This is a genomic window from Lysobacter gummosus, from assembly GCF_001442805.1.
GTDB lineage: Bacteria > Pseudomonadota > Gammaproteobacteria > Xanthomonadales > Xanthomonadaceae > Lysobacter > Lysobacter gummosus.
On sequence record NZ_CP011131.1, the window covers coordinates 4,786,984 to 4,810,821 of the forward strand.

Annotated in this window: 18 protein-coding genes; 5 read left to right on the forward strand and 13 right to left on the reverse strand. The window is 67.3% G+C overall.

Features of this window, described 5'->3' with window-relative positions:
- Positions 1 to 130: 130 nt before the first annotated feature.
- From LG3211_RS19445 to LG3211_RS19470, 6 genes are all read right to left on the reverse strand, one after another.
- Entirely contained in the window at positions 131 to 814 is a 684-nt protein-coding gene (locus LG3211_RS19445; protein ID WP_031372686.1) for a response regulator transcription factor, read from the reverse strand.
- 61 nt (positions 815 to 875) lie between these two features.
- A complete protein-coding gene (locus LG3211_RS27105) occupies positions 876 to 1,223 on the reverse strand; it encodes a hypothetical protein (RefSeq protein WP_057944274.1) in 348 nt (115 codons plus the stop codon).
- Positions 1,224 to 1,398: 175 nt separating this feature from the next.
- The gene (locus LG3211_RS19455; RefSeq protein WP_057944275.1) at positions 1,399 to 2,334 is read right to left on the reverse strand and encodes an arginine deiminase-related protein; all 936 of its coding nucleotides are present in this window, start codon (positions 2,332 to 2,334) and stop codon (positions 1,399 to 1,401) included.
- Between the two features lie 144 nt (positions 2,335 to 2,478).
- Positions 2,479 to 3,501, reverse strand: a complete 1,023-nt coding sequence (gene dusA / locus LG3211_RS19460) for a tRNA dihydrouridine(20/20a) synthase DusA (RefSeq protein ID WP_057944276.1) — start codon at positions 3,499 to 3,501, stop codon at positions 2,479 to 2,481.
- 237 nt (positions 3,502 to 3,738) lie between these two features.
- Positions 3,739 to 4,440 (reverse strand): hypothetical protein, encoded by a 702-nt coding sequence (locus LG3211_RS19465; protein WP_148649019.1) that lies wholly within the window; start codon positions 4,438 to 4,440, stop codon positions 3,739 to 3,741.
- Positions 4,427 to 6,289: a M91 family zinc metallopeptidase gene (locus LG3211_RS19470; protein WP_057944278.1), complete on the reverse strand. Its 1,863-nt coding sequence runs from the start codon at positions 6,287 to 6,289 to the stop codon at positions 4,427 to 4,429. The genes LG3211_RS19465 and LG3211_RS19470 overlap by 14 nt, the downstream gene beginning before the upstream one ends.
- Positions 6,290 to 6,775: 486 nt before the next feature.
- Here LG3211_RS19470 and LG3211_RS19475 point away from each other — a divergent pair, with 486 nt between their 5' ends.
- The 3 genes from LG3211_RS19475 to LG3211_RS19485 all read left to right on the forward strand — a co-directional run bounded on the left by LG3211_RS19475 (position 6,776) and on the right by LG3211_RS19485 (position 11,859).
- The gene (locus LG3211_RS19475; protein ID WP_057944279.1) at positions 6,776 to 7,120 is read left to right on the forward strand and encodes a VOC family protein; all 345 of its coding nucleotides are present in this window, start codon (positions 6,776 to 6,778) and stop codon (positions 7,118 to 7,120) included.
- Positions 7,121 to 7,562: 442 nt separating this feature from the next.
- Complete coding sequence (locus LG3211_RS19480) at positions 7,563 to 9,548, forward strand: DUF11 domain-containing protein (protein WP_057944280.1); 1,986 nt, start codon at positions 7,563 to 7,565, stop codon at positions 9,546 to 9,548.
- Positions 9,549 to 9,822: 274 nt separating this feature from the next.
- The gene (locus tag LG3211_RS19485) at positions 9,823 to 11,859 is read left to right on the forward strand and encodes an FG-GAP repeat domain-containing protein (protein ID WP_057944281.1); all 2,037 of its coding nucleotides are present in this window, start codon (positions 9,823 to 9,825) and stop codon (positions 11,857 to 11,859) included.
- Between the two features lie 117 nt (positions 11,860 to 11,976).
- Here LG3211_RS19485 and rtcA read toward each other — a convergent pair whose 3' ends face one another.
- From rtcA to LG3211_RS19500, 3 genes are all read right to left on the reverse strand, one after another.
- Positions 11,977 to 12,999, reverse strand: coding sequence for an RNA 3'-terminal phosphate cyclase (rtcA, locus tag LG3211_RS19490; RefSeq protein WP_057945608.1), 1,023 nt, complete (start codon positions 12,997 to 12,999; stop codon positions 11,977 to 11,979).
- 132 nt (positions 13,000 to 13,131) lie between these two features.
- Entirely contained in the window at positions 13,132 to 14,373 is a 1,242-nt protein-coding gene (locus LG3211_RS19495; RefSeq protein ID WP_057944282.1) for an RtcB family protein, read from the reverse strand.
- A gap of 914 nt (positions 14,374 to 15,287) precedes the next feature.
- Complete coding sequence (locus tag LG3211_RS19500; RefSeq protein ID WP_057944283.1) at positions 15,288 to 16,838, reverse strand: TROVE domain-containing protein; 1,551 nt, start codon at positions 16,836 to 16,838, stop codon at positions 15,288 to 15,290.
- A 176-nt stretch (positions 16,839 to 17,014) separates the two neighbouring features.
- Between LG3211_RS19500 and rtcR the strand changes: the two genes are divergently transcribed.
- On the forward strand, positions 17,015 to 18,610 hold the full coding sequence (gene rtcR, locus LG3211_RS19505; protein WP_057944284.1) for an RNA repair transcriptional activator RtcR: 1,596 nt from the start codon (positions 17,015 to 17,017) through the stop codon (positions 18,608 to 18,610).
- Between the two features lie 46 nt (positions 18,611 to 18,656).
- On the opposite strand, the gene LG3211_RS19510 is transcribed toward rtcR, so the two are convergent.
- A complete protein-coding gene (locus LG3211_RS19510; protein WP_148649020.1) occupies positions 18,657 to 19,487 on the reverse strand; it encodes a penicillin-binding transpeptidase domain-containing protein in 831 nt (276 codons plus the stop codon).
- Between the two features lie 209 nt (positions 19,488 to 19,696).
- Here LG3211_RS19510 and LG3211_RS19515 point away from each other — a divergent pair, with 209 nt between their 5' ends.
- Positions 19,697 to 21,535 (forward strand): ABCB family ABC transporter ATP-binding protein/permease, encoded by a 1,839-nt coding sequence (locus tag LG3211_RS19515; protein ID WP_057944286.1) that lies wholly within the window; start codon positions 19,697 to 19,699, stop codon positions 21,533 to 21,535.
- 306 nt (positions 21,536 to 21,841) lie between these two features.
- Here the strand turns inward: LG3211_RS19515 and LG3211_RS19520 are convergent, their stop codons facing one another.
- The 3 genes from LG3211_RS19520 to LG3211_RS19530 form a co-directional block, all read right to left on the reverse strand.
- Positions 21,842 to 22,369: a GNAT family N-acetyltransferase gene (locus LG3211_RS19520; protein ID WP_057944287.1), complete on the reverse strand. Its 528-nt coding sequence runs from the start codon at positions 22,367 to 22,369 to the stop codon at positions 21,842 to 21,844.
- A gap of 133 nt (positions 22,370 to 22,502) precedes the next feature.
- Entirely contained in the window at positions 22,503 to 23,132 is a 630-nt protein-coding gene (locus LG3211_RS19525; RefSeq protein ID WP_057944288.1) for a hypothetical protein, read from the reverse strand.
- 154 nt (positions 23,133 to 23,286) lie between these two features.
- Complete coding sequence (locus LG3211_RS19530) at positions 23,287 to 23,769, reverse strand: hypothetical protein (RefSeq protein ID WP_057944289.1); 483 nt, start codon at positions 23,767 to 23,769, stop codon at positions 23,287 to 23,289.
- Positions 23,770 to 23,838: the final 69 nt, after the last annotated feature.

Below are 23,838 nucleotides of genomic sequence, written 5' to 3' on the forward strand. Positions count from 1 at the left end.
CGCATCGGTGGGAGGCGCGGGCCTCATGGATCGGTGAAACTCCTGGAAAACGCTCGCCGCGCGGAATGCGGCCTAGTAGATCGCCGCCGCGCGAACGCTGTCAAACCTCATCGGCGGCGACGGCCTAAGCTCAGTCGCCGCTGCGCGGGATGGCGAAACGGTAGCCGCGGCCGCGCACGGTCTCGATCGGCTTGAGCGCGCCATCCGGGTCGAGCTTCTTGCGCAGACGGCCGATGAAGACTTCCAGCACGTTGGAGTCGCGGTCGAAGTCCTGCTGGTAGATGTGCTCGGTGAGGTCGGCCTTCGAGACCAGCTCACCGGCGTGCATCATCAGGTACTCCAGCACCTTGTACTCATAGCTGGTCAGATCGACGTTGCCGCCGTTGACGCTGACCGTCTGCGCGGCCAGATCCAGCATCACCGGGCCGCATTCCAGGGTGGGCTTGCTCCAGCCGGCGGCGCGGCGGACCAGCGCGTTGAGGCGGGCGAGCAGTTCTTCGACGTGGAAGGGCTTGACCAGGTAGTCGTCGGCGCCCTGCTTGAGGCCTTCGACCTTGTCCTGCCAGCTCGAGCGCGCGGTGAGGATCAGCACCGGGAATTTCTTGCCCTCATCGCGCAGGGCCTTGATCAGCTCCATGCCGGACATCTTCGGCAGGCCCAGATCGATGATACCCAGGTCGAACGGCACCTCGCGGCCCATATACAGGCCTTCCTCGCCGTCTTGCGCGGCATCGACCGCGAAGCCCTCGCGCTTCAGGCGCGCAGCCAGGGTCTCGCGCAACGGCGCTTCGTCTTCGACCAGCAGAATTCGCATGGGCACTCCCTTGATGATATGCAGCCCGACAGGATCGTTTTGTGGACTGTCGGTGCGAAGGTTAGTCGTTGTCGTTGTCTTCGCGGCGTGTAGGACGGTCGTCGTCGCGGCGCCCCCGCTGCTGCGGGTCGTCCATATAGATCTTGACCCGGCCGGTGGAGTCCACCACCTTGACCCGGTTTACGTCGCGACCGTCGAAAGGGATGCGTTCGGCGCTGAGCACCTGGCCGCCGCCGCTTTCGCGCTCGAACCGGCGGACCGAGTTGGACAGCGAGCTGCGGTCCTCGCGGCGCTCGTGGCCGCGCCAGGGGCGGCCGCCGTCGTCATGCTGCGCCCAGGCGCCGCCGGCCGCCGCCGCACAGGCGACGAGCAGCAACAACGACAGGACGCGGGCGGACCGGATGCTCATGACGTTCTAGGATGACCCCAGCGGAACAATAATGTGGCGAAGTTGCAGCGTGCAGGCATTTTCGAAACGTTGCGGTGAATCCGATCTGAACTTTTCCGCCTCATCCCAGCCGCCATTCAGGCCGGCCGGACCCCGGTCACACGTTGCGACCGCGGCCGCCGAGGCGATGGGTCCTTCAAAAGATCTCGCCGACGCAGCAGCGCAGCGAGCCACCGCCGGCCTCGATGGCGTCGAGCTCGACCGTGGACACGGCGAACCCGGCGCGGGCCAGCGCCGCGCGCGTGGGCTCGCTCAGCGCCCGCCCGGCGGCGGCGCTCATCCACAGGCCATAGGTCGATAAAGCGATCGAATTGGCGACGAAAGCCGCATGTTCGGCCGCCGACAGGACGATGCCGTTGGGCGCGTAGAACCCGGCGATGGCCTCGGCCACGGCCGGATCGGCGAATCCGCCCGGGCACACCAGCGCGGCGCGCCCGGCCAGCACCGCCAGGACCACGTTGGTGTGGTACTCGCCCGGCGCCAGCTCGAACATCAGGGTGGCGCGCAGACCCAGGGCGCGGTGCATCAGCCGCGCGCCCTGCTCGTCGCATCGCTCCGACAAGCCGGCGAAGCCCAGGCCGCGGGCACGGTCGATCACCAGCGCGCCGGTGAGTTCGCAGGCATGCGGCTGTGTGGACAGGTCCACTTCCGGGTAGCCCAGCACCTCGCGGAAGAAGGCGCGGATGTCCTCGCGCCCGGCTTCGCGCTGGCGCACGGGATGGCGCATGCGCCCGATCACATAGCGCGGTTGCGCGCCGACGGCGGCATCGCCGCGGCCGGTGGCGAAGACGTTGTTCGGGAACAGCGCGTCGGGGGTGTCCGGGTCGCCGGCGAAGCAGATCGTCGGCAGCGACAGCGACAAGGCGCGGTGCAGATCGCGGTGCTGGGCGCTGGCGCGACCGGGGTCGAAGGCGGCGGCCTGGGCCATGTAGCGGTTGTCGCCGGCCGACTGCTCGGCGCGGGCGAAGCCGTCGGGCGCGACCAGGAACGCCGCGCGCGCGGTGGCCGGGCCGAAATCCGGGCCCAGCGTGCGGGCATGATCGAAGAAGCTGGGCAGGTCGCGAGTGATCATCGGCTTCGGCTCATGCGCAGGGGCGACAGGCGCCGGCCGTGGCGGCTCTGGCGATCGCGGTGGGACGGCGGGGGCGCGGCAACGGTGGTGAGACAACGATCGCAATCCGGGCTCGCGCCCGCCGTCAGGCCTGCGGGCGCGGCCTCAGGCCGCATCGCGCGTGGCGAAGGATTCGGTCACCGCCAGCGCCTGCTCGATCAGCGACCAGTCCGCGCCGGGCTTGTGCGCGCCTTCGCTGAGCACCTGCCGGAACGCGCGGCCGCCGCGCTCGCCGTGGAACAGGCCGAGCATGTGCCGGGTCATGTGCTTGAGGAACACGCCGCGTTCGAGCTGGCTTTCCACATAGGGCCGCAGCGAACGCAGCAACTCGGCGCGGCTGCGCAACTCGCCGCCGAACCAGGCGGTGTCGAGCCGGTGCAGCACGTAGGGCTCGTGATACGCGGCGCGGCCGAGCATCGCGCCGTCGGCGTGATCCAGGTGCGAGGCGGCCTCTTCCGGCGTGGCGATGCCGCCGTTGACGATCACCTGCAAATGCGGGCGTTCGCGCTTGAGCCGGTAGGCCCAGTCGTAGCGCAGCGGCGGCACTTCGCGGTTTTCCTTCGGCGACAGGCCCTTGAGCCAGGCATTGCGCGCATGCACGACGAACATGCCGCAGCCGGCCGCGGCGACCTCGTCGATGAAGGCGAGGAAGCCTTCGAAGCGGTGATCGTCGTCCACGCCGAGCCGGCACTTCACCGTCACCGGCACGTCGCAGGCCGCGACCATCGCCGCGACCGACGCGGCCACCAGCGCCGGCTCGCGCATCAGGCAGGCGCCGAAGCGCCCGGCCTGGACCCGGTCCGACGGGCAGCCGCAATTGAGATTGATCTCATCGAAACCGCGCTCGGCGCCGATCCGCGCCGCCTGCGCCAGCAACGCCGGCTCGCTGCCGCCGAGCTGCAGCGCCACCGGGTGCTCGACCGGGTCCATCGCCAGCAAGCGCGCGCGATCGCCGTGGATGACCGCGTTGGCGTGGACCATTTCGGTATACAGCCGCGCATGCGGGGCGAGGACGCGATGGAAGACGCGGCAGTGGGAGTCGGTCCAGTCCATCATCGGGGCGACGGACAGGCGCTCGAACACGGCCTGACGCGGCGGCTGGGGGATGGAGGGATCGGGAGCGGTCATGGAGGCGGGAGTGACGCGTGGAGGCTAATTCTCGCCGATAACGGGCTAAGCCGCCTCCCCGAAAGTGAACCGGTCCCGGTTCTGGTCGTGGTCCGTGCCGATATGGACGGCAGATAGGCGCCGGTCGCCCGGGCCGATCCGGCGGCGCTTTCGACCTCTTCGAAGCTGTTCCGAGAAATCCCACTCGCCGCCCGGCCATGAAACGCCCGCTTCAGCCGTACGCCGAAACCCCTCCGGTCAGCGCCGCCCTTCGATCGCTATCGGCGCGGTGCACACCACGCGCTGCAGTTTGACCAGGGCCGGATCGTGGTACGTCGCCACGCTGCCATCGGCTTGGCGCGCGCTGTGCGGAAACCGTGCGTCGGCATCGATCACGCCTATGCATACGCGCACCGTGGCCGGCGTGGCGATATCGGCCGCGGACCGATACGGTTCGAAGCTGCGCAAGGGCAAGGCGACGTGCGCCTTGCCTTGCAGACGCTGACCGGGCGCGAGCGGCTTGGCGCCGATCCGGTCCTGCGCCGCGACCGCGCCGTCGGCGGCGAACGCGCGCAGCGCGAACACGACCGCGCCGTCCTCGCCACGGCTCACGTAGATGGTCTGTTCGCCGGCGGACTCATCGTGTTTGAGTGGAGCGACCAGCGCCAGCAACGGCCGCTGCCCGCGATTGAGCAGCGACCATTCGATGTCCAGCCGCGTATTGGCGTCGCGCACCGTGGCGCTGATTTCGACTGCGTCCTCGCTCATCGCTTTCCCCGCGCCGCAAGCGCTCGCTGCGAATACCTGCGCCACCGCCAACAACGCCATCGCCCAACCTCGCGCGCCACGGCCGACGGCGCGCGCGCGGCGCGGCGTCGGATCATCGGCGTTAACGCAACCGGCCTCGATGCCGGCGCTTGTCGTCATCGCGATCGGCGCATGCTCATCAGCGATAGTCATTGCGCGGACCATAGCCCATTTCCTCACGGATCGCATTTTCCGTCAGGGCGGCGGGCGTGTCCGGCGCGGGCACGGCAGCGGTCTTGGGATCGTTGTCGTGATCCACGGGCAGGCCGACCGCCTGACGCTCGCCGTTCTCGATGCCGTCGTCGGACTGATTCGGATCGGCGTCGTCGTGGTACTGGCCGCCCGCCCAGTGATCGCTCATCGCCGCGCGCGCATGGGCCAGTTCGTGATACAGCACGGTGATCGGCGGCACCCGGCCGTCGTCGTCGTCCAGATGGAAGGCCGGGTTGATCTCGGCGAAACCGTCGCCGCCGAACTGGCCGCCGCCCTTGCCGTTTTCGGCCTTCAATTCACGGATGGTGAGTTTGTTGTCGTCGTCGAACCACAGGAACCCGCCGTCGTTGCCTTGCTTGTCCAGGTCCTTGAGCATCTGCTGCCCGGTCGGCGAGGCGGCCAGGGTTTCCAGATCCGCGCGCATGCGCGCCTGGAACTCCGGCGAGCCTTCGATCTGGATCGTGTCGGGCACGCCGATGATTTCCACCGTCACGGTCTTGGCGTTGTTGCGCGTGGCGTCGTTGACCGAGAGATTGTCCTCGCCCTGGTAATAAACCGCATTGGTTCCATCGAAGTCGCCGACGAAATCGCGGCCGGCGCCGGTGTAGATCACATCGTCGCCCTTGTCGCCGAACAGGCTGTCTTCGCCCTGCCCGCCGGAGACCACATCCTTGCCATCGCCACCGGAAATGCTGTCGTTACCGAGATAGCCGTCGAGGTAATCCTCGCCCTCGCCGCCATCGACGTTGTCGTCGCCCTCGCCGCCGTAAATGGTGTCGGCGCCCACGCCGCCCTTGAGCTGGTCGTGGCCGGTGAAGCCGTCGAGGTAATCGTCGCCCTCGCCGCCGTCGATTTCATCGTGGCCCGCGCCGCCTTGAATGCGGTCGTCGCCCTTGCCGCCGGCGACCACATCCTGGCCTTCGCCGGCATCGATCTTGTCGTCCTCGGCGCCGCCGTCGATCTTGTCGTCGCCGCTGCCGGCCTTGATGGTGTCGATGCCGTCGCCGCCTTCGATCACATCGTTGCCGCCACCGCTGCGCGGCACGATGCCGCGGGACAGCAGACTGATATCCAGCAGGCTGGAAGAATCGCCGAGATTATCGCTGCCGCTGCCGCCGATCATGCGATCGCTGCCGAGGCCGCCGATGATGCGGTCGTCGCCGGCGCCGCCGTCGAGCGTGTCCGCGCCCGCGCCGCCGGCGATGATGTCGTTGCCGTCGCCGCCTTCGACGCTGAAGTTGACCTGCATGTCCGGCGCCACGCCGATCACGTCGTTGCCGCCGTGGGTGCGGATGGTGATGTGCTCGGCCTGCGCGGCGCTGTAGCGATGTTCCTGGCCGTTGACGTTGACCGTGACATCGCCGGTCTGCGCATCGCGGCTGACGCGGACGTTGTCGTCGTTGTCGCTGGTTTCCACCGTGACCTGATTGCCTTTCTGAGTGACGCTGCCGCCGGGACTCTGCCGCGCGTAGTCCTCGCGCACGGTCGCGCTGGCGTGCGACTCGACCGCCTGCTTGACCGAGTCCTTGCCGAACACCGGTTCCAGCTTGGTCAGTTGCGGCGCTTCGAGTTTTCCGGCCAGGCCGTTGATGAGGTGCTCGCGCTCGGCGACCGGGAGCTTGTCGACTTCGGTCTTGAGCGCCTTCTGGCCTTCGGGCGTGAGCGCGTCGATCTGCTGGCGCGCCTGCTCGGGCGTGGCGGTTTCCAGTTGCTTGACGGTCGGCGGCGCCGGTTCGCGCGTTACCGGCGGCGAGGGTGGCGACGGCGGCGGAAGATCGGGGATGGCCATGCCTGCGTCCTTGGGTCATGAGGGGATGCGCCTGTAATACGCGCGCCGCCGGAGCCGCACAATCTCGGGGCGACCCTACGTAAAGCGCTGCTTTGCCCACGGTGTGCAACAGAAACTGTCGGATCGCGCTTTGCTTCATGACCGCATGTGTCGAGGCCGCAGCCATGTACCGGGATCGCATGAAATCGGCATAAAACACTGATTAAAAACAATAAAAATGCAACTTCGTCCGATTCATAAATTCTGCGCGTCAAGGCCGATCCGTCGTGTTCGATCAACGCGGAACCTTGCGCAAAGTCGGGCATAGGCTGCTGGGGGCCTGAAGCCAAATGAGTTCGCGCGGCAGCGACCGGCCGTTGAAATAGCGCTCGAATTCTTCCATGGTCACGGCCGGACACTCCTGTAAACGTCCGCGAACTATGCCGATCAAGCGCGCGGATCATCGCCGCGACCGATACCGTCATCGACCATCGGAGAACCATCGCCATGCAGATCCACTATCTCGAAATCGTGACCAAGCACGTCGATGCCGTATGCGCGGCCTACGCGGCGGCGAACGCGGTGCAGTTCGGCGAGCCCGACGCCGGCCTCGGCAATGCCCGGACCGCGATCATGGCCGGCGGCGGGCTGGTGGGCGTGCGCGCGCCGTTGCGCGCCACGGAAGAACCGGTGGTCCGGCCGTATTGGCGGGTGAAGGACATCCAAGCCGCAGTCGCGGCAGTGGTGCAGGCGGGTGGCACGGTCGCGGTCGAGCCCACGTTGATACCCGGCCACGGAACCTTCGCGATTTATCTTCAGGGCGGCAACGATCACGGCCTGTGGCAGCTCTAGCCGGTTGCGCATCTGCATGGGCGCTGGCCGCTTGTCTGCGTACGCGGCGCCGATCGCTTTTGCCCGCCGCGGCGATGGCGGGCTGAACCTTCGTCCCGGCCGGGTCGGTTGCGCGGCAGTCGTCAATCCAGAAGACCCCAGACGCTGAGTCCCGACCCCGTCGCGGCGCGCGCTCCCTCTACGCGTACCGCGTGACGACCCGCTGTCTCTCATCCGCCCGGGCGATCCGATTTGCGACCCAGCCCCCGGATCGGGATTTATCCGCACACTTAAATCACTCTTTTTACCCAAATTTCATCCCCTTGGGCCGATGTTGATGCCGTGCCGGAGCGCGTCCATTGGGGGACGCCGGCGTCCGTTGGGGATCGACATGTTGATATCGCATCGTGGCCTTCGTGCCGGCTTTCCGGCACTTACGATTCTGGCCGCGGCGGCGTTGTGCATGTCCAGCGCCCAGGCCCAGTTCAAGGTCACCTCGACCTTCCGCAACAACACCGAGACGGGCTGGACCATCACCGGCACCAACAACGTCGGCATCAACGACAGCGGCATCCTGACCGGCGGCTACGGCGCCATCCCCAACAACGTCAACGACGCCAATGGCAGCGGCTGGCTGCGCCTGAGCACCAACAGCAACAACCAGCAGGGCTTGGCTCTCTACACCGGCGGCTCGTTCCCGTCGTCACAGGGCGTGATCGTCGAGTTCGACTACGTCAACTGGGGCGGCAACGGCGCCGACGGCACGACCTTCTTTCTCTACGACGCCACCGGCACCATGGTCGGCGCCCAGCCCGGCGGCAGCCTGGGCTATTGCGGCGGCAACGGCGGTTACCTGGGCATCGGCCTGGACGAATTCGGCAACTTCTCCGGCTCGCAGCCCGGCGTCGTCGGCGGCTGTCCGGCCAACAGCAGCAGCCCCGGCAGCCAGGCCGACCGGGTGGTGTTGCGCGGCCCGCTCAGCGATAACAACCGCTGGCTGGCCAGCGGCGCGGTCAGCGGCGGCATCGACACGCCCAGCGTGACCGCCCGACCGACCGGCGACCGCCTGCGTGTGGCGCTGCTGCCGAACACGCCATCGCCGGGCTACACCGTCACCGTCTCGCTCGGCCTGGACGGCACCACGCCGACGGTGCTGCTCAACAACGTCAACTTCCCCTACACCGCGCCGGCCGACCTGCGCATGGGCTACGCCGGCTCGACCGGCGGCCTCAACAACATCCATGAAGTGCGCAACTTCATCGCCTCGGTGCCGGCCAACGTCGGTATCACCAAGACCGTCTCGGCGCCGCGCGTGCGCCGCGGCCAGCCGGTGACCTACACCGTCGTGGTCAGCAATCTCGACATCAACCCGGTCGTCGCCGGCAATCAGGCGCCGACGATTCCCGGTACCGACGCGCCGGACATCGCCGACACCCTGCCCGCGCAAGTCACCGGCGCGACCTGGACCTGCGCCGCCAGCGCCGGCTCGACATGTCCGGCGGCCAGCGGTACCGGCAACCTCGCCTTCACCGGCGGCTATTCGCTCGCGCCCGGCGGCACGCTCACCTTCACCGTCACCGGCAACCTCGCCAACAACGCGGTGTGCAACGCCACCGTGCCCAACACCGCCACCGTCGATTTCTCCGCGGCCGACCGCTTCGGCGACATCGATCCGACCAACAACAGCGCCAGCGTCAATTTCGCGGTGGACTGCATCAACCTGGCGGTCGACAAGACCACGCCGCAGACCCAGTTCACCGCCGGCAGCACCGGCACCTACAACATCGCGGTCAGCAACAGCGGCACCCTCGCCACGATCGGCCAGCTCACCGTCACCGACACCTTGCCGGCCGGACTCAACGTTCCCGACGGCACGGTCGTCCTGAGCGGCGCCAATGCCGCCGACTGGGCCTGCACCGCGGCTTCCAACACGCTGACGTGCATCAGCAATACCGCGATCGCAGCCGCGGCCAGCTCGACTTTCGGCTTCACCGTCAACATAGACTTCGCCGCCTCCGGCAACATGGTCAACACCGCGCGCGTGGGCGGCGGCGGCGACGCCAACTGCCCGATCGCCACGCCTTGCCCCGATCCGACGCCGCCGAGCACGCCGGTGGTACGTCCGTCGGTCAGCCTGCGCATCAGCAAGTCCGACGTACCCGCCACCTACACGCCCGGCGGCAGCACGACCTATGTCATCACCGCCTGCAACCAGACCGGCCCGGACGTGGCCAACGGCGCCGCCATCACCGACACCCTTCCGCCCGGCGTGACCCTGAGCGGCCCATGGAGCTGCGCCGGCAGCGGCGCCACGCTCGGCACCTGCCCGGCCGGCGGCGGCGTCGCCGGCGGCAACGCGGTATCGGTCACCGGCGTGGTACTGCCGGTGGGCGGCTGCGTGAGCGTCAACGTGCCGGTGAATTTCAGTTCGAATCCGGCGGATTATTGAGACGGGAAAAGCGATCAGGCTTGGCGGGTCTGGGCGCCCTCAGCTGTCGGCTTTGATGCCGATAGGCGAGAGAAAGCGTGATAAATCGCACATTCGCCAATTATGATGGCGCCTCGAACAGGGGGCACAATCGATGCGAAAGACATGGACGGCCGTCATCGGCCTGGGGTGCGTTGCGGCCGCGTCGGCCGCGTATTGGAGTCACGGCCCATCGGCGGGCCCATCGACAAGCCGAAGCGGTCCCGAATCGCGCCTAGCCGCGCCGCAATCCGGATTGATCGCCCCGGCCGCCGCCCCGAACGGCATTGCATCGACGGCTGAGCCCGCGGCGTTCCGCTTCGGCGCTCCGATCAACGCCTCGATCGCGCAAGCCCAAGTCGGCCCGGTGCGGGTAGGCGACGTCACCGGCGACGGACTGGACGATCTGATCGTGTCCACCTACCCGGTGGAGCGCGATTACCCGACCATCAACGCGCCCAAGCTGATGATCTACCGGCAACAAGCCGATGGCACGCTCGGCCCGGTCATGGCCTACAGCGATCCGCCCAATGGCGGCTTTGGCGCGATCGAATTAGTCGATCTCAATAGCGACGGCATCCTCGATATCGTCGTCTCGCGCGGGACCGGTCTGGGCCTGTTGATCGCCGACGGCGCAGGCGACTTCGACAAGCGCTTGTTCGCCTTCACCAGCAACTATTCCGCTGGCGACATCACTTCGATGGACGTGGACAAGGACGGCAACGCCGACGTGATCATCCACAGTCAGATCTACGGCGGTACCTCAGTGCTGTTCGGCGACGGCACTGGCGGCATCCGCCAGCGTCAGCCGATGGTGACGCCCGAGTTCAACACCTACGCGGTCGCCGCCGATGTCACCGACGACGGCCATCCCGATCTGATGATTCATGCCTACCTGGGCTGGCATGGCTTCACCGTCTATCCGCATGATGGCATCGGCGGGTTCAACACCAGCCAGTCCTACCGTGTGGGCGAAGGCAGTCCGACCACGCGACTGACGGTGGGCGATTTCAACGGCGACGGCCGCAACGACGTCGCCGCGGCCAACGGCAGCACCGGTGGCCGGCTGCATCTGCATATTCAAGACGACCATGGGCGATTGCAGAACCAACCGGGGCTGGTCTCCGCGGAACCGCAACGTTCGGTGCTGGCCGTGGACCTGGACCGCGACGGGCAGACCGACCTGTTCTCCACTCACGACACCATCGTCAGCTACTACCTGCAAGACAAAGGCGTGTTCGGACCCGAGCAGCCCCGGGCGGCGTTCCCCGGAGGGGCGCAAAGCAACATACACCTGCAGATTGCCGCGGGCGATCTCAACAGCGATGGCTGCACCGACGTTGTCATCGGCGGCCACCCGCTGCAGAACATAACCATGTTCTACGGCCAGAACTGCAAGCCGGTGGCGCCTACGCCGACCGTCAACGACATCGACGGCGACGGCAAGAGCGACATGCTGTGGCGAAGCGATTCGAAGAACTATTGGGCCTACTGGACCATGGATGGCGCTAGCAAAAGCAGCGGCGCGTCGTATTCGGTCGGGCCGGATTGGAACGTCGTCGCCAGCGGCGATTTCCAGGGCGACGGCCGCTTGGATCTGATCTGGAGCAACGGTTATTCCATGCAGATGTGGAAAGGCACCGCCGGTGGTTTCATCGGCGAAGAGATGGTGCCGTTTCCGGCCGGCTTCCGCGTGGTCGCGGTCGGCGACATCGACAGCGACGGCAAGAGCGATCTGATCTGGCGCGATCAAGGCAACACCAGCCTGTCGGCATGGACGATGGACGGCGCCCGCATCGCATCGCGCAAGGGCTATCCACTGCCGGCACCGTGGCAGGTAGTGGGTTCCGGCGATCTCAACGGCGACGGCCGCATGGACATGATCTGCAGCGACGGCCAGCGCATGCGGCTATGGTCCAACACATCCAAGCTGATGTTCGAACGCCGCGAAATGGGCGGCTATCCGCAAGGCTGGGAACTGGCCGGCACTGGCGACACCGACGGCGACGGCCGCTCCGATCTTTTCTGGCGCCATGCGGGCGCCGGCGCGTTCGTGATCTGGAAAATGGCCGGCCCGCACCGTGTCTGGGGCAGCAGTTACTCGGTCGGCAGCGCATGGCGCGTCGTCGGCAGCGGCGATTACACCGGCGACAAGAAAACCGACCTGGTCTGGAGCGACGGCAACAGCATGCAGTTGTGGGCGTCCACCGGCGCGGGCTTCGTTGGCGTTGTCATGCCCGAATATCCTCGCGCCTGGTCGCCGATCGCACGCTGGTCGCCGAGCGGACTTTGATCGACGACTCGCGCAGACCAGACCACCGCCGGAAGAACGAAACAGCCCGCATCACGCGGGCTGTTTCGTTTCCGATAGCGGCGTCGCATGCACGACACACACACTGCGCAACCGTGATCAGGAGCTGATCCTGACCCGCCAGCACCGCTTCTCGACCTGCACCCAATCGATCTCCACCGGCAGGAACTTCTCGATCAGCCGCGCGTTGCTGGACAGGTGATCGCTGATGAAGGCGGTGGTGAACTCGCCGCCGCCGGCCAGCGCCATCGGCAACAGCAACTGGTCCGACAGGTGCTCGCCGACCGCGGCGCTGGAGGCGAGATAACTCTCGACCTTCTTGACCACGCCGATGGCGACCTGTTCCGCGCTGATCCCGCGCTCGCCGAGCGCGTCGAACAACTCGGTGTGCTGCGCATCGCCGCTCACGCTCAGCATCAGCACGTTGCCCGGGCTTTGCGCATCGGCGGCGCGGCGCAGATGCAGGGCGTCCTCGCCCAGATTCAGGCGCTCGCCGACCACCTGCAGTTCGCGATAGCCGATCTGGTCCTGCAAGGCCGACAACAATGCCGTCGCCTCCAGGCGTGGCGCCGGATCGCGCTGATCGAACGCGCATTGGCCCAGGCGCGCGTCGCCCGACACGCGCAGTTGCACGCTGCCACCGCCGGCCGGGAAGAAACCGTGGCGCTGCAATGCGAACGCGGTGTCCACGCCCATGCGGCGCAGCGCCGGCAGATAGGCCTGGGCGATGAAGTCCGCGCTCGGCGCGAGCGGATTGTGGGTGCCGCCTTCCACGATCAGCTCCGAGGCCTGCGCGCAGGACCACAGCGCCGGCAGCACGGTCTGCAGCACCAGCGTCGCCGAACCGGCGGTGCCGATCGAGAAACGATAGCGGCCGGCCTGTACCTGCCCGGGTACGAAGCGCAGCGTGGTCGCGCCCAGTTGCGCGCCATCGACGTGGGCGCGGCCGATCTGCGCCGCCGCGCCGACCGCGGTCAGATGCTGGCGCATCAGGCCCGGGCGCGAACGCTTGGCGCGGATGTGCTGCATCTCGAACGCGGTGCCGGTGCACAGGCTCAAGCTCAATGCGGTGCGCAGCAGCTGTCCGCCGCCTTCCTGCCCGCTGATTTCGATCAATTCCATCTTGCGATCCATGACAGTGAGCGGCCCTGCGGCCGCCCGTACTCCTTTCCTGTGCGAACGGTCCTCACCGCCCGCTGATTTCGATTGCCGCGCAGTACCGCACGCGAAAACGGATGCCGTCCGCGCCGCCACTCAACCCTTCACGCACACCACCTGACGCAGGGTATGCACGATCTCGACCAGGTCGCTCTGCGCGGCCATGACCGCATCGATCGACTTGTACGCGGCCGGCGACTCGTCCACGACGTCGGCGTCCTTGCGGCATTCCACGTGCGCGGTCGCCTTGGCGTGGTCGTCCAGGCTGATGCGCTTCTTCGCCTCGGTGCGGCTCATCACGCGGCCGGCGCCGTGGCTGCAGCTATGGAAGCTGTCCGCATTGCCCAGCCCGCGGACGATGAAGCTCTTCGCGCCCATGCTGCCGGGAATGATGCCCAGCTCGCCCTTGCGCGCGCTCACCGCGCCCTTGCGCGTCACCAGCACGTCCTTGCCGAAATGATGCTCGCGGTTGACGTAATTATGATGGCAGTTGACCGCCTCGGCCTGGGCCTGGAACGGCTTTGCGATCACCGTGCGCACCGCTTCGACCACGTGCTGCATCATGATCTGGCGATTGCTGCGGGCGAACTGCTGCGCCCACTCGACCGCGAACACGTAGTCGTCGTAGTGCTCGCTGCCTTCTGGCAGATACGCTAGGTCCTGGTCCGGCAGATTGATCATCCAGCGACGCATGTCCTGCTTGGCCAGCTCGATGAAGTGGCTGCCAATCGCGTTGCCGACGCCGCGCGAACCGGAGTGCAGCATGAACCACACGCGGCTTTCCTCGTCCAGGCAGACCTCGACGAAGTGATTGCCGGTGCCGAGCGTACCCAGATGGCTCAAGTGGTTGCTGCGCTCCAGCTTCGGGTGCTTGGCGATGATGCGATCGAACCCCTCGTGCAGACCGGCCCAACGCTGCAGCGAAGCCTCGGGCGGATTCGCCCATGCGCCCTTGTCGCGCTGCCCGCGGCCGACGGTGCGGCCGTGCGGCACGGCCTTCTCGATCGCCGCGCGCACTTCGCCGAGCTGGTCCGGAAGATCCTCGGCCATCAGCGTGGTGCGCACCGCGATCATGCCGCAGCCGATGTCCACGCCGACCGCCGCCGGCACGATCGCGCCCACGGTCGGCACCACCGAACCCACGGTCGCGCCCTTGCCCAGGTGCACGTCGGGCATCACCGCGACCCAGCGGTGGATGAAGGGCAGCTTGGCGATGTTCTGCAGCTGACGGCGCGCCTCGTCTTCCAGCGGCACGCCGCGGGTCCAGTGCTTGATCGGCACCGCGCCCGGCTCGTTGATGACGTCGTAATGGACTTCGGCGTTGCTATTGGCGTTCATGGTCTTGCTCTCTGTGTTGCGGGCCTTGCGGCCCTGTCTCCCGCCGGCGCTCGCGGCCGGCGGGAACGTGAAGGATGCAGCGTTGCGGCGCGCACGGCCAGCGCTGTTCAGCGCACGGGGCGTTGCGACCGCTCGCGGCGGTAAAGGACGCGGCACGATGCGACCAGTAAAAGCGGAATATGGAACGTTGGAGGTTGTAGTTCCGCCCGCATTCGCGTCGTGACACGCTTGAAACAAAAACCGATGCATCGCGACCAGGGTGATGCGGAACATTCTGCGCTCTACCGACTGAGCTACCGTCTCGCAACGGGCGGGATTCGAACCCACGACACCAGGATAAAATGTAGTTCCACAAGCATTCGCGATACAGCGGCGAAACGATGAGCGCACGGCTCGAACAGCATGAAACCGGCGCACTGCGACAAGTTATTCCGCGAAACGACTTACCCACCGTTCTACCGGGCTGAACTACCGCCTCGCGGCGGGCGGGATTCGAACCCGCGTCTGTGAGTTCCGATGTAGTTTCGCCAGCATTCGCAGTACGACGGCCAGGCCGGTCCAATCCGACCCGAACCCACTCGCAAACCCGATGCCCTTGCATTGCGACAAAAGGCGACGAAACGTTTTCCTGCTCTATCCGACTGAGCTACCGCCCTTGCGGGCGGGCGGGACTCGAACCCGCGTCCTGGCACGTGATAGGTGTAGTTTCGTCAAGCATTCGCCATGCAACGGCAAACTCGAATCCTCCGAAGCCGGCCGGCGGACCCCATTGTCCGCCGGCCGCATCCTGCGCCGCCTCGCACCTGCCTGGCGCGTGCGGCGGACGGGCATCCGCTCCCGTCCTCGCGAACGCGTTCCCTGCGTTCGCGTCGCGGCGCGTCCTTGCGCCGCGGCGGCGCGATCCCTGCGCCGCCTTACAACGGTATCGATCCGATCCGCTCGACCCAGCGCGCGGCATCGCTGCCCTGCGCCGCGTAGACCGCCAACAGATCGAACACCGCATCGCTGAAGCCGCCGATATGCAGCACGTCCGGCGACTCGACCGTCTGGCTGGTCGCGGTCGGCTGCAAGTCGATGCACACCAGCCGCGCATCCGGGCAACGCGCCTTGATCTGCGCCCACTCGCGCATCGTCGCGGTCGCGCCGCCACTGCGGGTGTCGCGCCAGCTCTCGTTGTCGGACACCATCACCAGCAGATCGACCTTGGCCTTCTCCCGATTCAACTGCGCCAGCGGCGCGCTCACCGCGGTACCGCCGCCACACAACGACGCCAACTGCGCCGCCTGGGTGGTGACGCTGTCGCGCGGGTTCAGCCGCAACCCACGCACTTCGGTGTCGAACGGCATCACCCGCGCGGCCGCATGAGTGCGCTGGATGCACGCCGCGATCAGCGCCGCCACGTCCACGCACCGCACCTTGCTGGTCGCGCCCTTGCGGTAACCGGTGATCGACGCGCTCATCGAGCCCGACACGTCCACCGCGACCACCACCTCGCCCTGCAGCGCCGGCACCTGGCCGGTCGCGATCTCCATCGCGTCCTGCAGGGCGGCGATGATCGGCGCCGGCAATTCGCCGCCGGCGTGATACGCGCTCAACAACTGGTACGGGAACACGCGGGCATTGCGGATTTCATCGACGTCGGCCAGACGCGCGGCAATCTCGGTCACCACCGCCGGATCGTCGAACACCCCGTGACGCTGGAAGGTGTTGAGGTTCATGCGCAAGGTCTGCCACGACACCGTGCGCGCCAACTGGGTCCAGTGCGCCACGCTCAACGGCAGCGAGGTGAAGTACTGGAACGGCAGCTTCGGCATCGGCGCATCGGTCGAGCGCTTGAAGGCCTCGAACGCGCGCACCTTGGCCGGCAGCGCCGCTTCGTCGAACGGCTTGCCGATCAGCCACGCATACAGCGCCGCGCGCTCGGCATCGGCCGGCTTGGGGTGGACCATCTTGATCACGTCCGCCAGCGAGGGCTGCTGACCGATCGCCGCGGCCAGCAACTGCTCCACCGAGGCGTTGTCCAACCACTGCCGCACCAGGCGCTTGGGCTGCGAACCCAGCGACTTGCGACCGATCCGGCCGCTGCGCACGATCTGGACGAACGTGCTCAGCATGCGGCCGTTGTCGATCACCCGGCCGAACGCGCGCTCGAACGCGGCGCCGTCGCGGGCGGTCAGGCTGGCCAGCAACAACGCCGGCATGTCCTTCATGTGGCCGCGCTGGCGGGTGTGGATCGCGGTCTTGGCGACGAAGGCCGGCTCGACCTGCGCGCACAAGCTCAGGACGTGATCGAGCTGCTCCTCGGCGCTGGCGTAGTAAGTGTTGTTCAAGCAACCGGTGGCCGCGTACAGCGCCAGCGCCGTCTGCGGGCGACGCGCATAGGCCTGGCCGCCCGCCTCGTTGCGCGAGGTCGCCGCCGGCACCGAAGCGCCGCGGGCGGAAGCGAAGAGATTGAAGTTGGCCATCGGGGCATTCCGGCTGGGGACTGGCCTGTACCAGAGCAAGCGCCGTGCCAACTTCGAAGGGATGATTACATCTTTTTGATTTACAACGAATTTTTCTTGAAACCCGGATTTCAGCCGTCCCTCTGAATTGTAAAATATCTATACTCATGGATAAGAATCTATCCAATGGGATCGCCATGAAACGCCAAGTAGTGATCGGCATGCTCGGCACCCAGCTCGATGCGGCCGGCTACGGCCCGGGCCGCTGGGAGAAGTGGCGGCCGACCGTGTCGCTGGGCATGCACGAGGATTTCCTGCTCGACCGGCTGGAGCTGCTGGTCGATGAGCGCCGCTTCGCCCAACTCGCCCAGCAGGTCGGGGAGGATCTGGCCCAGGTCTCGCCGGAGACCCGCGTGCGCCGCCACGACACCTTCCTCGCCGACCCATGGGATTTCGAAGCCGTCTACGGCGTGCTCGACGACTTCGTGCGCGGTTACGACTTCCGCCCCGAGGAAGAGGACTACTACGTCCACATCACCACCGGCACCCACGTCAGCCAGATCTGCTGGTTCCTGCTCACCGAAAGCCGCCTGTTCCCCGGCCGCCTGCTGCAGACCGCGCCGCCGCGCAAGCAAAAAGGCACCAACCCGGGCTCGTATGCGCTGATCGATCTGGATCTGTCGCGCTACGACCGCATCGCCCAGCGTTTCGCCGAGCAGCGCCTGCACGATCGCGATCTACTCAAGAGCGGCATCGCCACGCGCAATCCCGCGTTCAACCGCATGATCGAGCAGATCGAAACAGTGGCCACGCGCTCGAAGTCGCCGATGCTGCTGATGGGCCCGACCGGCGCCGGCAAGAGCCAGCTGGCGCGGCGCGTGTTCGATCTGAAAAAGCAGAAGCATCAACTGCCCGGACGCTTCGTCGAGGTGAACTGCGCGACGCTGCGCGGCGACGGCGCGATGAGCACCTTGTTCGGCCATATCAAGGGCGCCTACACCGGCGCTTCGGCCGATCGCGCCGGGCTGCTGCGTTCGGCGCACCAGGGCCTGCTGTTCCTGGACGAAATCGGCGAACTGGGCCTGGACGAACAGGCCATGCTGCTGCGCGCGCTGGAGGAGAAACGCTTCCTGCCGGTCGGCGGCGACAAGGAAGTCGAAAGCGATTTCCAGTTGATCGCCGGCACCAACCGCGACTTGCAGGTGTCGGTGCTGGAAGGCCGTTTCCGCGAGGACTTGCTGGCGCGACTGAATCTGTGGACCTACCGCCTGCCCGGCCTGGCCGAGCGCGCGGAAGACATCGAGCCCAACCTGGATTTCGAACTCGAACGGCATTCGCGCGAGAACCACCAGCGGGTCATGTTCAACAAGGAAGCGCGCGAACGCTACCTCGCCTTCGCCCGCGGCGGCGACGCCAGTTGGAGCGGCAACTTCCGCGATCTGGGCGCGTCGGTGATGCGTCTGGCGACCCTGGCCGAAGGCGGGCGCATCCGCATCGATCTGGTCGAAGAGGAAATCGCTCGCCTGCGCCGGCAATGGCACGGCGCGCCGACGCAGGCTTCGGCGCTGGAACGCGTGCTCGGCGAAGACGCCGCGCGCCTGGACCGTTTCGAACGCGTGCAGCTGGAGGACGTGCTGCGCGTATGCGCTCAGGCCAAGAGCCTGTCGCAAGCCGGCCGCGAATTGTTCGCGGTGTCGCGCGCGAGCAAGGCCAGCAGCAACGATGCCGACCGGCTGCGCAAGTATCTGGCGCGGTTCGGCCTGGATTGGGAGCGGGTGAAGGCGCGGGACTGAGGCGACGGCGCGGATCGTCCGCGCCGCCGTTCGCGTGCGGGTTGTTTTAGAGCGCGCCGCCGTTGCGCAACTCGGCCTCCGCCAACACCGCCGCGGCGTTGCGCGGCAGACTGCGCGGCCCGGTCACGCAGCTGACGAAGACGAAGCGGCGACTGCCGCGGTCGATCTGGCCGACCTGCCAGCTGATCGCTTCATTGCCGACCACCAGCGAAGCGCTCTTGCCGATCACCGAAGTGTCGCCGACCCGCGGGACGCGCACGATCGCCACACCGTTGCGGCCGACCATCACTTCCGACGGCTGGCCCAGCATGGACTGCACCTCGGTCATGGCCTGACGGCTGGCCGGCAGTTCGTTGCGGAACAGCCGGCTCAGGAAATGCATCTGCTCGCTGGGCGAAATCTCCAGCGAACCGCCGTTCCAGTACTCGCCGCCGCTGCGGGTGTCGGCGTTGCCGTAGGTGAATCGTCTCAGGTACTCGCCCATGCGGCCGGCACCCAGGTTCTGCACCTGTTCGCGCGCATCGTCCGGCGGCGCATAGCCCAGGGCCGCTTCCAGGTTCTGCGCGCCGCGGGTCGCCGCGTTGCCGCGCACCGTGCCCGCGTCCAGGGCAGCCAGGTTCGCGGCGATCTCGAAGGTCTCTCCCGGCGCGACCCGGCGCGCGCAGCCTTGCGCGGGCGAACGCCGGACTTCGCCGCCGTTGACGTCGAACAGCAGGAAACAGGCGCTCAGCGAGGGTTCCTTCGGCAGCGCGGCCGGATCGGGAAAGACCTCGAAGTCGCCCGGCGGGCGCATCTGTTGCGGCGCGGCGGCGACCGCGCCGATCCACAGCGTCACCACGGACATCACGGCGGCGATTCCGCCTTTCACGGCTGTCATGCCTGCATTGCTCCTTGCTCGGATACGGCTGATCGACTGCGGTTGGTTCCAATTACCGGCGCGGCGCCTTGCGGCGGCACGCGGCCGTGCCCAGGATGCCACGCCTCGCCCGCGCTTTTCGAGCGCGCCGCCGCAAGGCGCGGCCTTCGGCTTGACCGCAAGCGCGCTTGAGGTTCTATCCTCAGCCGCCACCGCCCGCCAAGGACCGCATGACCGCCATCCCGCCCGTCGAGACGCCCGCCGCCGACAATCCCACCGATGGGGCCGCGCCGGTCGCGCGCGCCAGCGAGCGGCGCGGCGAATGGTCGGTGATCGCCTCGCTGCTGCCGTACCTGCGGCCCTACGTAGGCCGGATCGCGCTGGCGCTGGCGATGGTGCTCGCGGCCAAGCTGGTCAATCTGTACGTGCCGCTGGCGCTCAAGCATCTGATCGACCGCCTCAACGTGCCGGTCACCCCGTTGCTGCTGCCGGTCGGCCTGCTGCTGTCCTACGGCATCGCGCGCATCGGCGTGACCTTGTTCACCGAATTGCGCCAGGTGGTGTTCGCGCGGGTCATGGCGCGCACCTCGCGCCAGGTGACCTTGCAGGTGTTCAGGCATCTGCACGGGCTGAGCCTGAAATTCCACCTCGCCCGCCGCACCGGCGGCGTCGCCCGCGATGTCGAGCGCGGCGGCAGCTCGATCGCCGACCTGCTGGACTGGACCATCTACACCATCGTCCCGGTGCTGCTGGAAGTGACGATGGTGACCACGGTGCTGGTGTGGATCTACGACTGGCGCTTCGGCGCGGTCGCGATCGGCACCCTGGTGCTCTACGGCGCGTGGACGTTCTCGGTGACCGAATGGCGCACGCGTTATTACCGCGCGCAGGTCGAGGCCGACACCCGCGCCAACGAACGCGCGGTGGATTCGCTGCTCAACTACGAGACGGTCAAGTACTTCAACAACGAAGAACACGAAGCGCGCCGCTACGACGACAACCTGCGCCATGTGGAAAATTCCATGGTGATGTCGATCAAGACCCTGGCGGTGCTCAATCTCGGCCAGAGCCTGGTGGTCGCACTAGGCGTGACGGCGATGATGTGGCTGGCCGCGCACGGCGTGGTCGAGGGTACGATGACGGTCGGCGACCTGGTCCTGGTCAACGCTTACTTGCTGCAGTTGTCGGCGCCGTTGTTCATGCTCGGCATGATGTACCGCGAAGTGAAGCAGGCCCTGACCAACATGGAGCGGTTGTTCGGCCTGCTCGACGAACGCCAGGACGTGCGCGATGCGCCCGACGCGCAGGTGCTGACCACCTCGCAGCCCAGCGTGGCGTTCCGCGATGTGCGCTTCAGCTACGACACCCGCCGCGAAATCCTGCGCGGCATCGATTTCGAGATTCCCGCCGGCGCCACCGTCGCGGTGGTCGGCCACTCGGGCTCGGGCAAATCGACGCTGGCGCGGTTGCTGTATCGCTTCTACGACATCGACAGCGGCGCGATCGATATCGACGGCCGCGATCTGCGCGCGCTGACGCAGTCCTCGCTGCGCGGCGCGATCGGCATCGTTCCTCAGGACACGGTGCTGTTCAACGACACCATCGGCTACAACATCCGTTACGGCCGGCCCGAAGCGCAGGACGCCGACGTCGAAGCGGCGGCGCGCGCCGCGCACATCCACGATTTCATCGTCGGCCTGCCCGACGGTTACGAAACCCCGGTCGGCGAACGCGGCCTCAAGCTGTCGGGCGGCGAGAAGCAGCGCGTGGCGATCGCGCGCGCGTTGTTGAAGAACCCGTCGATCCTGATCTTCGACGAAGCCACCTCGGCCCTGGATTCCAAGTCCGAGCGCGCGATCCAGGACGAACTGGACCGGCTCGCGGTAGGTCGCACGACCCTGGTGATCGCGCACCGCCTATCGACGGTGATGGATGCGGACCAGATTCTGGTGATGGACGCCGGCCGCATCCTCGAACGCGGCACCCACAGCCAGTTGCTGGCGATGGACGGGGTGTATGCGCAGATGTGGGATCTGCAGCAGCGGCAGGAAGACGAAGTGGTCGCTTAGACCTCCCTCTCGCGCTCCCTCTCCCGCTCCGTCCCCCTCTCCCTCTCATGCTCCCTCTCCCGTTCGCGGGAGAGGGCTGGGGTGAGGGGATGAGCGCCGCAGGCGCGAATGCTGTTGCCTGGATTCCGCGCCGGCCCGCGCACCTTCAACCCAACCCCACCCCGGCCCAAACGCATAGCGTTTAGGCGTTCGCGGACGTGCGAGCCAGTGGCTCGCAAGCAACGTCCGCTCCCCCCGCGCCCCGAAAGCAGTCACCTTGGGTGGCAAGCGGAAGGGAGGCTCAATCGGGGTTCCATCAACCGGTGATCACGCCGCCGAATCGGGTTCCCAGATCATGTACACATCGGCGCGCTGGTAATGCGAGCCCGGCCGCGGCGCCGGGTGATGGCGGAAGCCCATGCTTTCGTACAGCTTCAGCGCCGGCCCGAGTTTCTTGCTCGATTCCAGGAACAGCTCGCGCCCGCCCATCTGCGCGAACGCTTCGATCGCCCCGTGCATCAGCTTGCGGCCGATGCCGCCGCCGCGCAGCGCCGGTTCCACCGCCATCTTGGTCAGCTCGACCAGACCGTCGTCGTGACGCAGCAGCGCGACGGTGCCGAGCACGCGATCGCTGTCGTCCACCGCGAACAGCACCCGGCCGCCGCCGTCGAGCAGATGGGTCTGCGGATCGCCGAGCACTTCGCGATCGACCGGCTCGACCTTGAACCAGCGCTCCAGCCATTCGATGTTGAGTCGGGCGAAGTCCTCGCGCCAGCGCGGATGGAAGCCGACGATGCGCACCTCGCCGACGATCTCGATCGGGGCGGGGCTGGCGGAAGAGGATGAGTCGTTCATAGGCCGATGATAGCGGCCGGGCGGCGCGCCGGTGCCACCTGGACGCGCGAAGATTCGCGCCGGGCAAACGCACGAATAAAAACGGCGACCTCGCGGCCGCCGTCATCCCGATTCACATCGACTGCCGCCGCGCTCAGCCCTGCCCTGGCGCCTTGCCGTGGCCGCGGTTGCCCGGCTTGGCCTTGTCCTTGCCGCCAGGGGCTTTTTCGCCGCCGGCCTTGCCGGCCTTGCCCTTGGCCGGCGCGGCGTCGGCGTAATCGCGATACGGGCGATTGGGAAAATCGCGGCGCAATTCGCTGTCGATGACGATCGGCCGGCCCCAGCGGTCGTAGGTCGGCACGAAACCGCGCTTGAGCTTGTGGAACTCGCTCGAACCGGGCTTCACCCCGAGCCGCAGCGCCACCCCGCCCCAGCCTTCGACATGATCGCGGTCCCATTCGTCCACCACGTAGCGACAGGGACGACCCAGCACCTGGGCGATCGCGCAGGCGTAATAGACATCGCCCGGCGTCCAGTGGCGGCGGTCGAGCAGATCGCTGACCAACTCGCGCGGCGCGCCGTAGTAGCGAACCATCTCGTCCACGAACGGTTCGCGATAGCGCGCGCCGTAGCGGCTGATGTCGCCCAACCACGCATCGACCCAGCCGTCGCCGCTGCGCGGGTCCCAGCCCGCCGGCAGGTCCTGCGCATGCGCGGACGTGCCCAGCAAGGCCGCGATGGACGCGGTCAGAGCGAAGAAACGGGTCTTGAGTTTGTCGGTCATGGCGGGCTCCCTCGGACCGTCGGTCCTGTAGCGTCTGCGATCGCGCAGCGGGCGGTGGCTATCGACTCAATCAAGTACTAGATCGGGGGCGATGCGCCCGGATCAAACCGCCGGGCGCGCGCGCGTTCATCCGGCAGCCACCGAGCGCGCCGCGTCAGCGCGAAATCGTGAACTTGCCGAAGGCCACGCCCAGATCCCAGCCCTGGCCGGTGCCGGCCAAGGCCAGCGAGACCTCGCCCTTGGTCATGACCTGGGCCTTGCTCGACTTGGACGCGCCTGCATGCGCTTCGGCGGTGGCGTAGTTGCCCAGGGTGTCGCTGATGCCGTGCACGCCGGAGAATTCGCCGGTGCCGTGGTCGATGCGCGACTTGCCCACCGTCAGGCCGCCGCCTTTGGCGCTGATCTTCACCGCCATGCTCTGGCCGTTGCTGCAGCTGATGGTGCCGCGGCCGGAGGAAGTCTTGTAGAACACCGACCAGCCGGACATGGAGAACTTGAGCTTGCAGGTGATGGTGCCGTGCGCCGACGCCGCGCCCGGCACCGCGATCGCCGCCAGCAGCAGCGCCGCGAGCAGCGCGCGCGGCGCACGTCGGGTGGAAACGGTACGGATGGCGGAACCTTCGCTATCGATGCGCATGGCGAACCTCACAGGATCTGAGCTCACGAAATGGGAACGCCGCCGCTAACGGCGGCAGCAACGGAAGCG

Bases quoted from the DNA above. Each gene is read 5' to 3' on its own strand.
- LG3211_RS19445 (WP_031372686.1), bottom strand. From the start codon at position 814: ATGCGAATTCTGCTGGTCGAAGACGAAGCGCCGTTGCGCGAGACCCTG.
- LG3211_RS27105 (WP_057944274.1), bottom strand. From the start codon at position 1,223: ATGAGCATCCGGTCCGCCCGCGTCCTGTCGTTGTTGCTGCTCGTCGCC.
- LG3211_RS19455 (WP_057944275.1), bottom strand. From the start codon at position 2,334: ATGATCACTCGCGACCTGCCCAGCTTCTTCGATCATGCCCGCACGCTG.
- dusA (WP_057944276.1), bottom strand. From the start codon at position 3,501: ATGACCGCTCCCGATCCCTCCATCCCCCAGCCGCCGCGTCAGGCCGTG.
- LG3211_RS19465 (WP_148649019.1), bottom strand. From the start codon at position 4,440: ATGACTATCGCTGATGAGCATGCGCCGATCGCGATGACGACAAGCGCC.
- LG3211_RS19470 (WP_057944278.1), bottom strand. From the start codon at position 6,289: ATGGCCATCCCCGATCTTCCGCCGCCGTCGCCACCCTCGCCGCCGGTA.
- LG3211_RS19475 (WP_057944279.1), top strand. From the start codon at position 6,776: ATGCAGATCCACTATCTCGAAATCGTGACCAAGCACGTCGATGCCGTA.
- LG3211_RS19480 (WP_057944280.1), top strand. From the start codon at position 7,563: ATGTCCAGCGCCCAGGCCCAGTTCAAGGTCACCTCGACCTTCCGCAAC.
- rtcA (WP_057945608.1), bottom strand. From the start codon at position 12,999: ATGGAATTGATCGAAATCAGCGGGCAGGAAGGCGGCGGACAGCTGCTG.
- LG3211_RS19495 (WP_057944282.1), bottom strand. From the start codon at position 14,373: ATGAACGCCAATAGCAACGCCGAAGTCCATTACGACGTCATCAACGAG.
- LG3211_RS19500 (WP_057944283.1), bottom strand. From the start codon at position 16,838: ATGGCCAACTTCAATCTCTTCGCTTCCGCCCGCGGCGCTTCGGTGCCG.
- rtcR (WP_057944284.1), top strand. From the start codon at position 17,015: ATGAAACGCCAAGTAGTGATCGGCATGCTCGGCACCCAGCTCGATGCG.
- LG3211_RS19510 (WP_148649020.1), bottom strand. From the start codon at position 19,487: ATGACAGCCGTGAAAGGCGGAATCGCCGCCGTGATGTCCGTGGTGACG.
- LG3211_RS19515 (WP_057944286.1), top strand. From the start codon at position 19,697: ATGACCGCCATCCCGCCCGTCGAGACGCCCGCCGCCGACAATCCCACC.
- LG3211_RS19520 (WP_057944287.1), bottom strand. From the start codon at position 22,369: ATGAACGACTCATCCTCTTCCGCCAGCCCCGCCCCGATCGAGATCGTC.
- LG3211_RS19525 (WP_057944288.1), bottom strand. From the start codon at position 23,132: ATGACCGACAAACTCAAGACCCGTTTCTTCGCTCTGACCGCGTCCATC.
- LG3211_RS19530 (WP_057944289.1), bottom strand. From the start codon at position 23,769: ATGCGCATCGATAGCGAAGGTTCCGCCATCCGTACCGTTTCCACCCGA.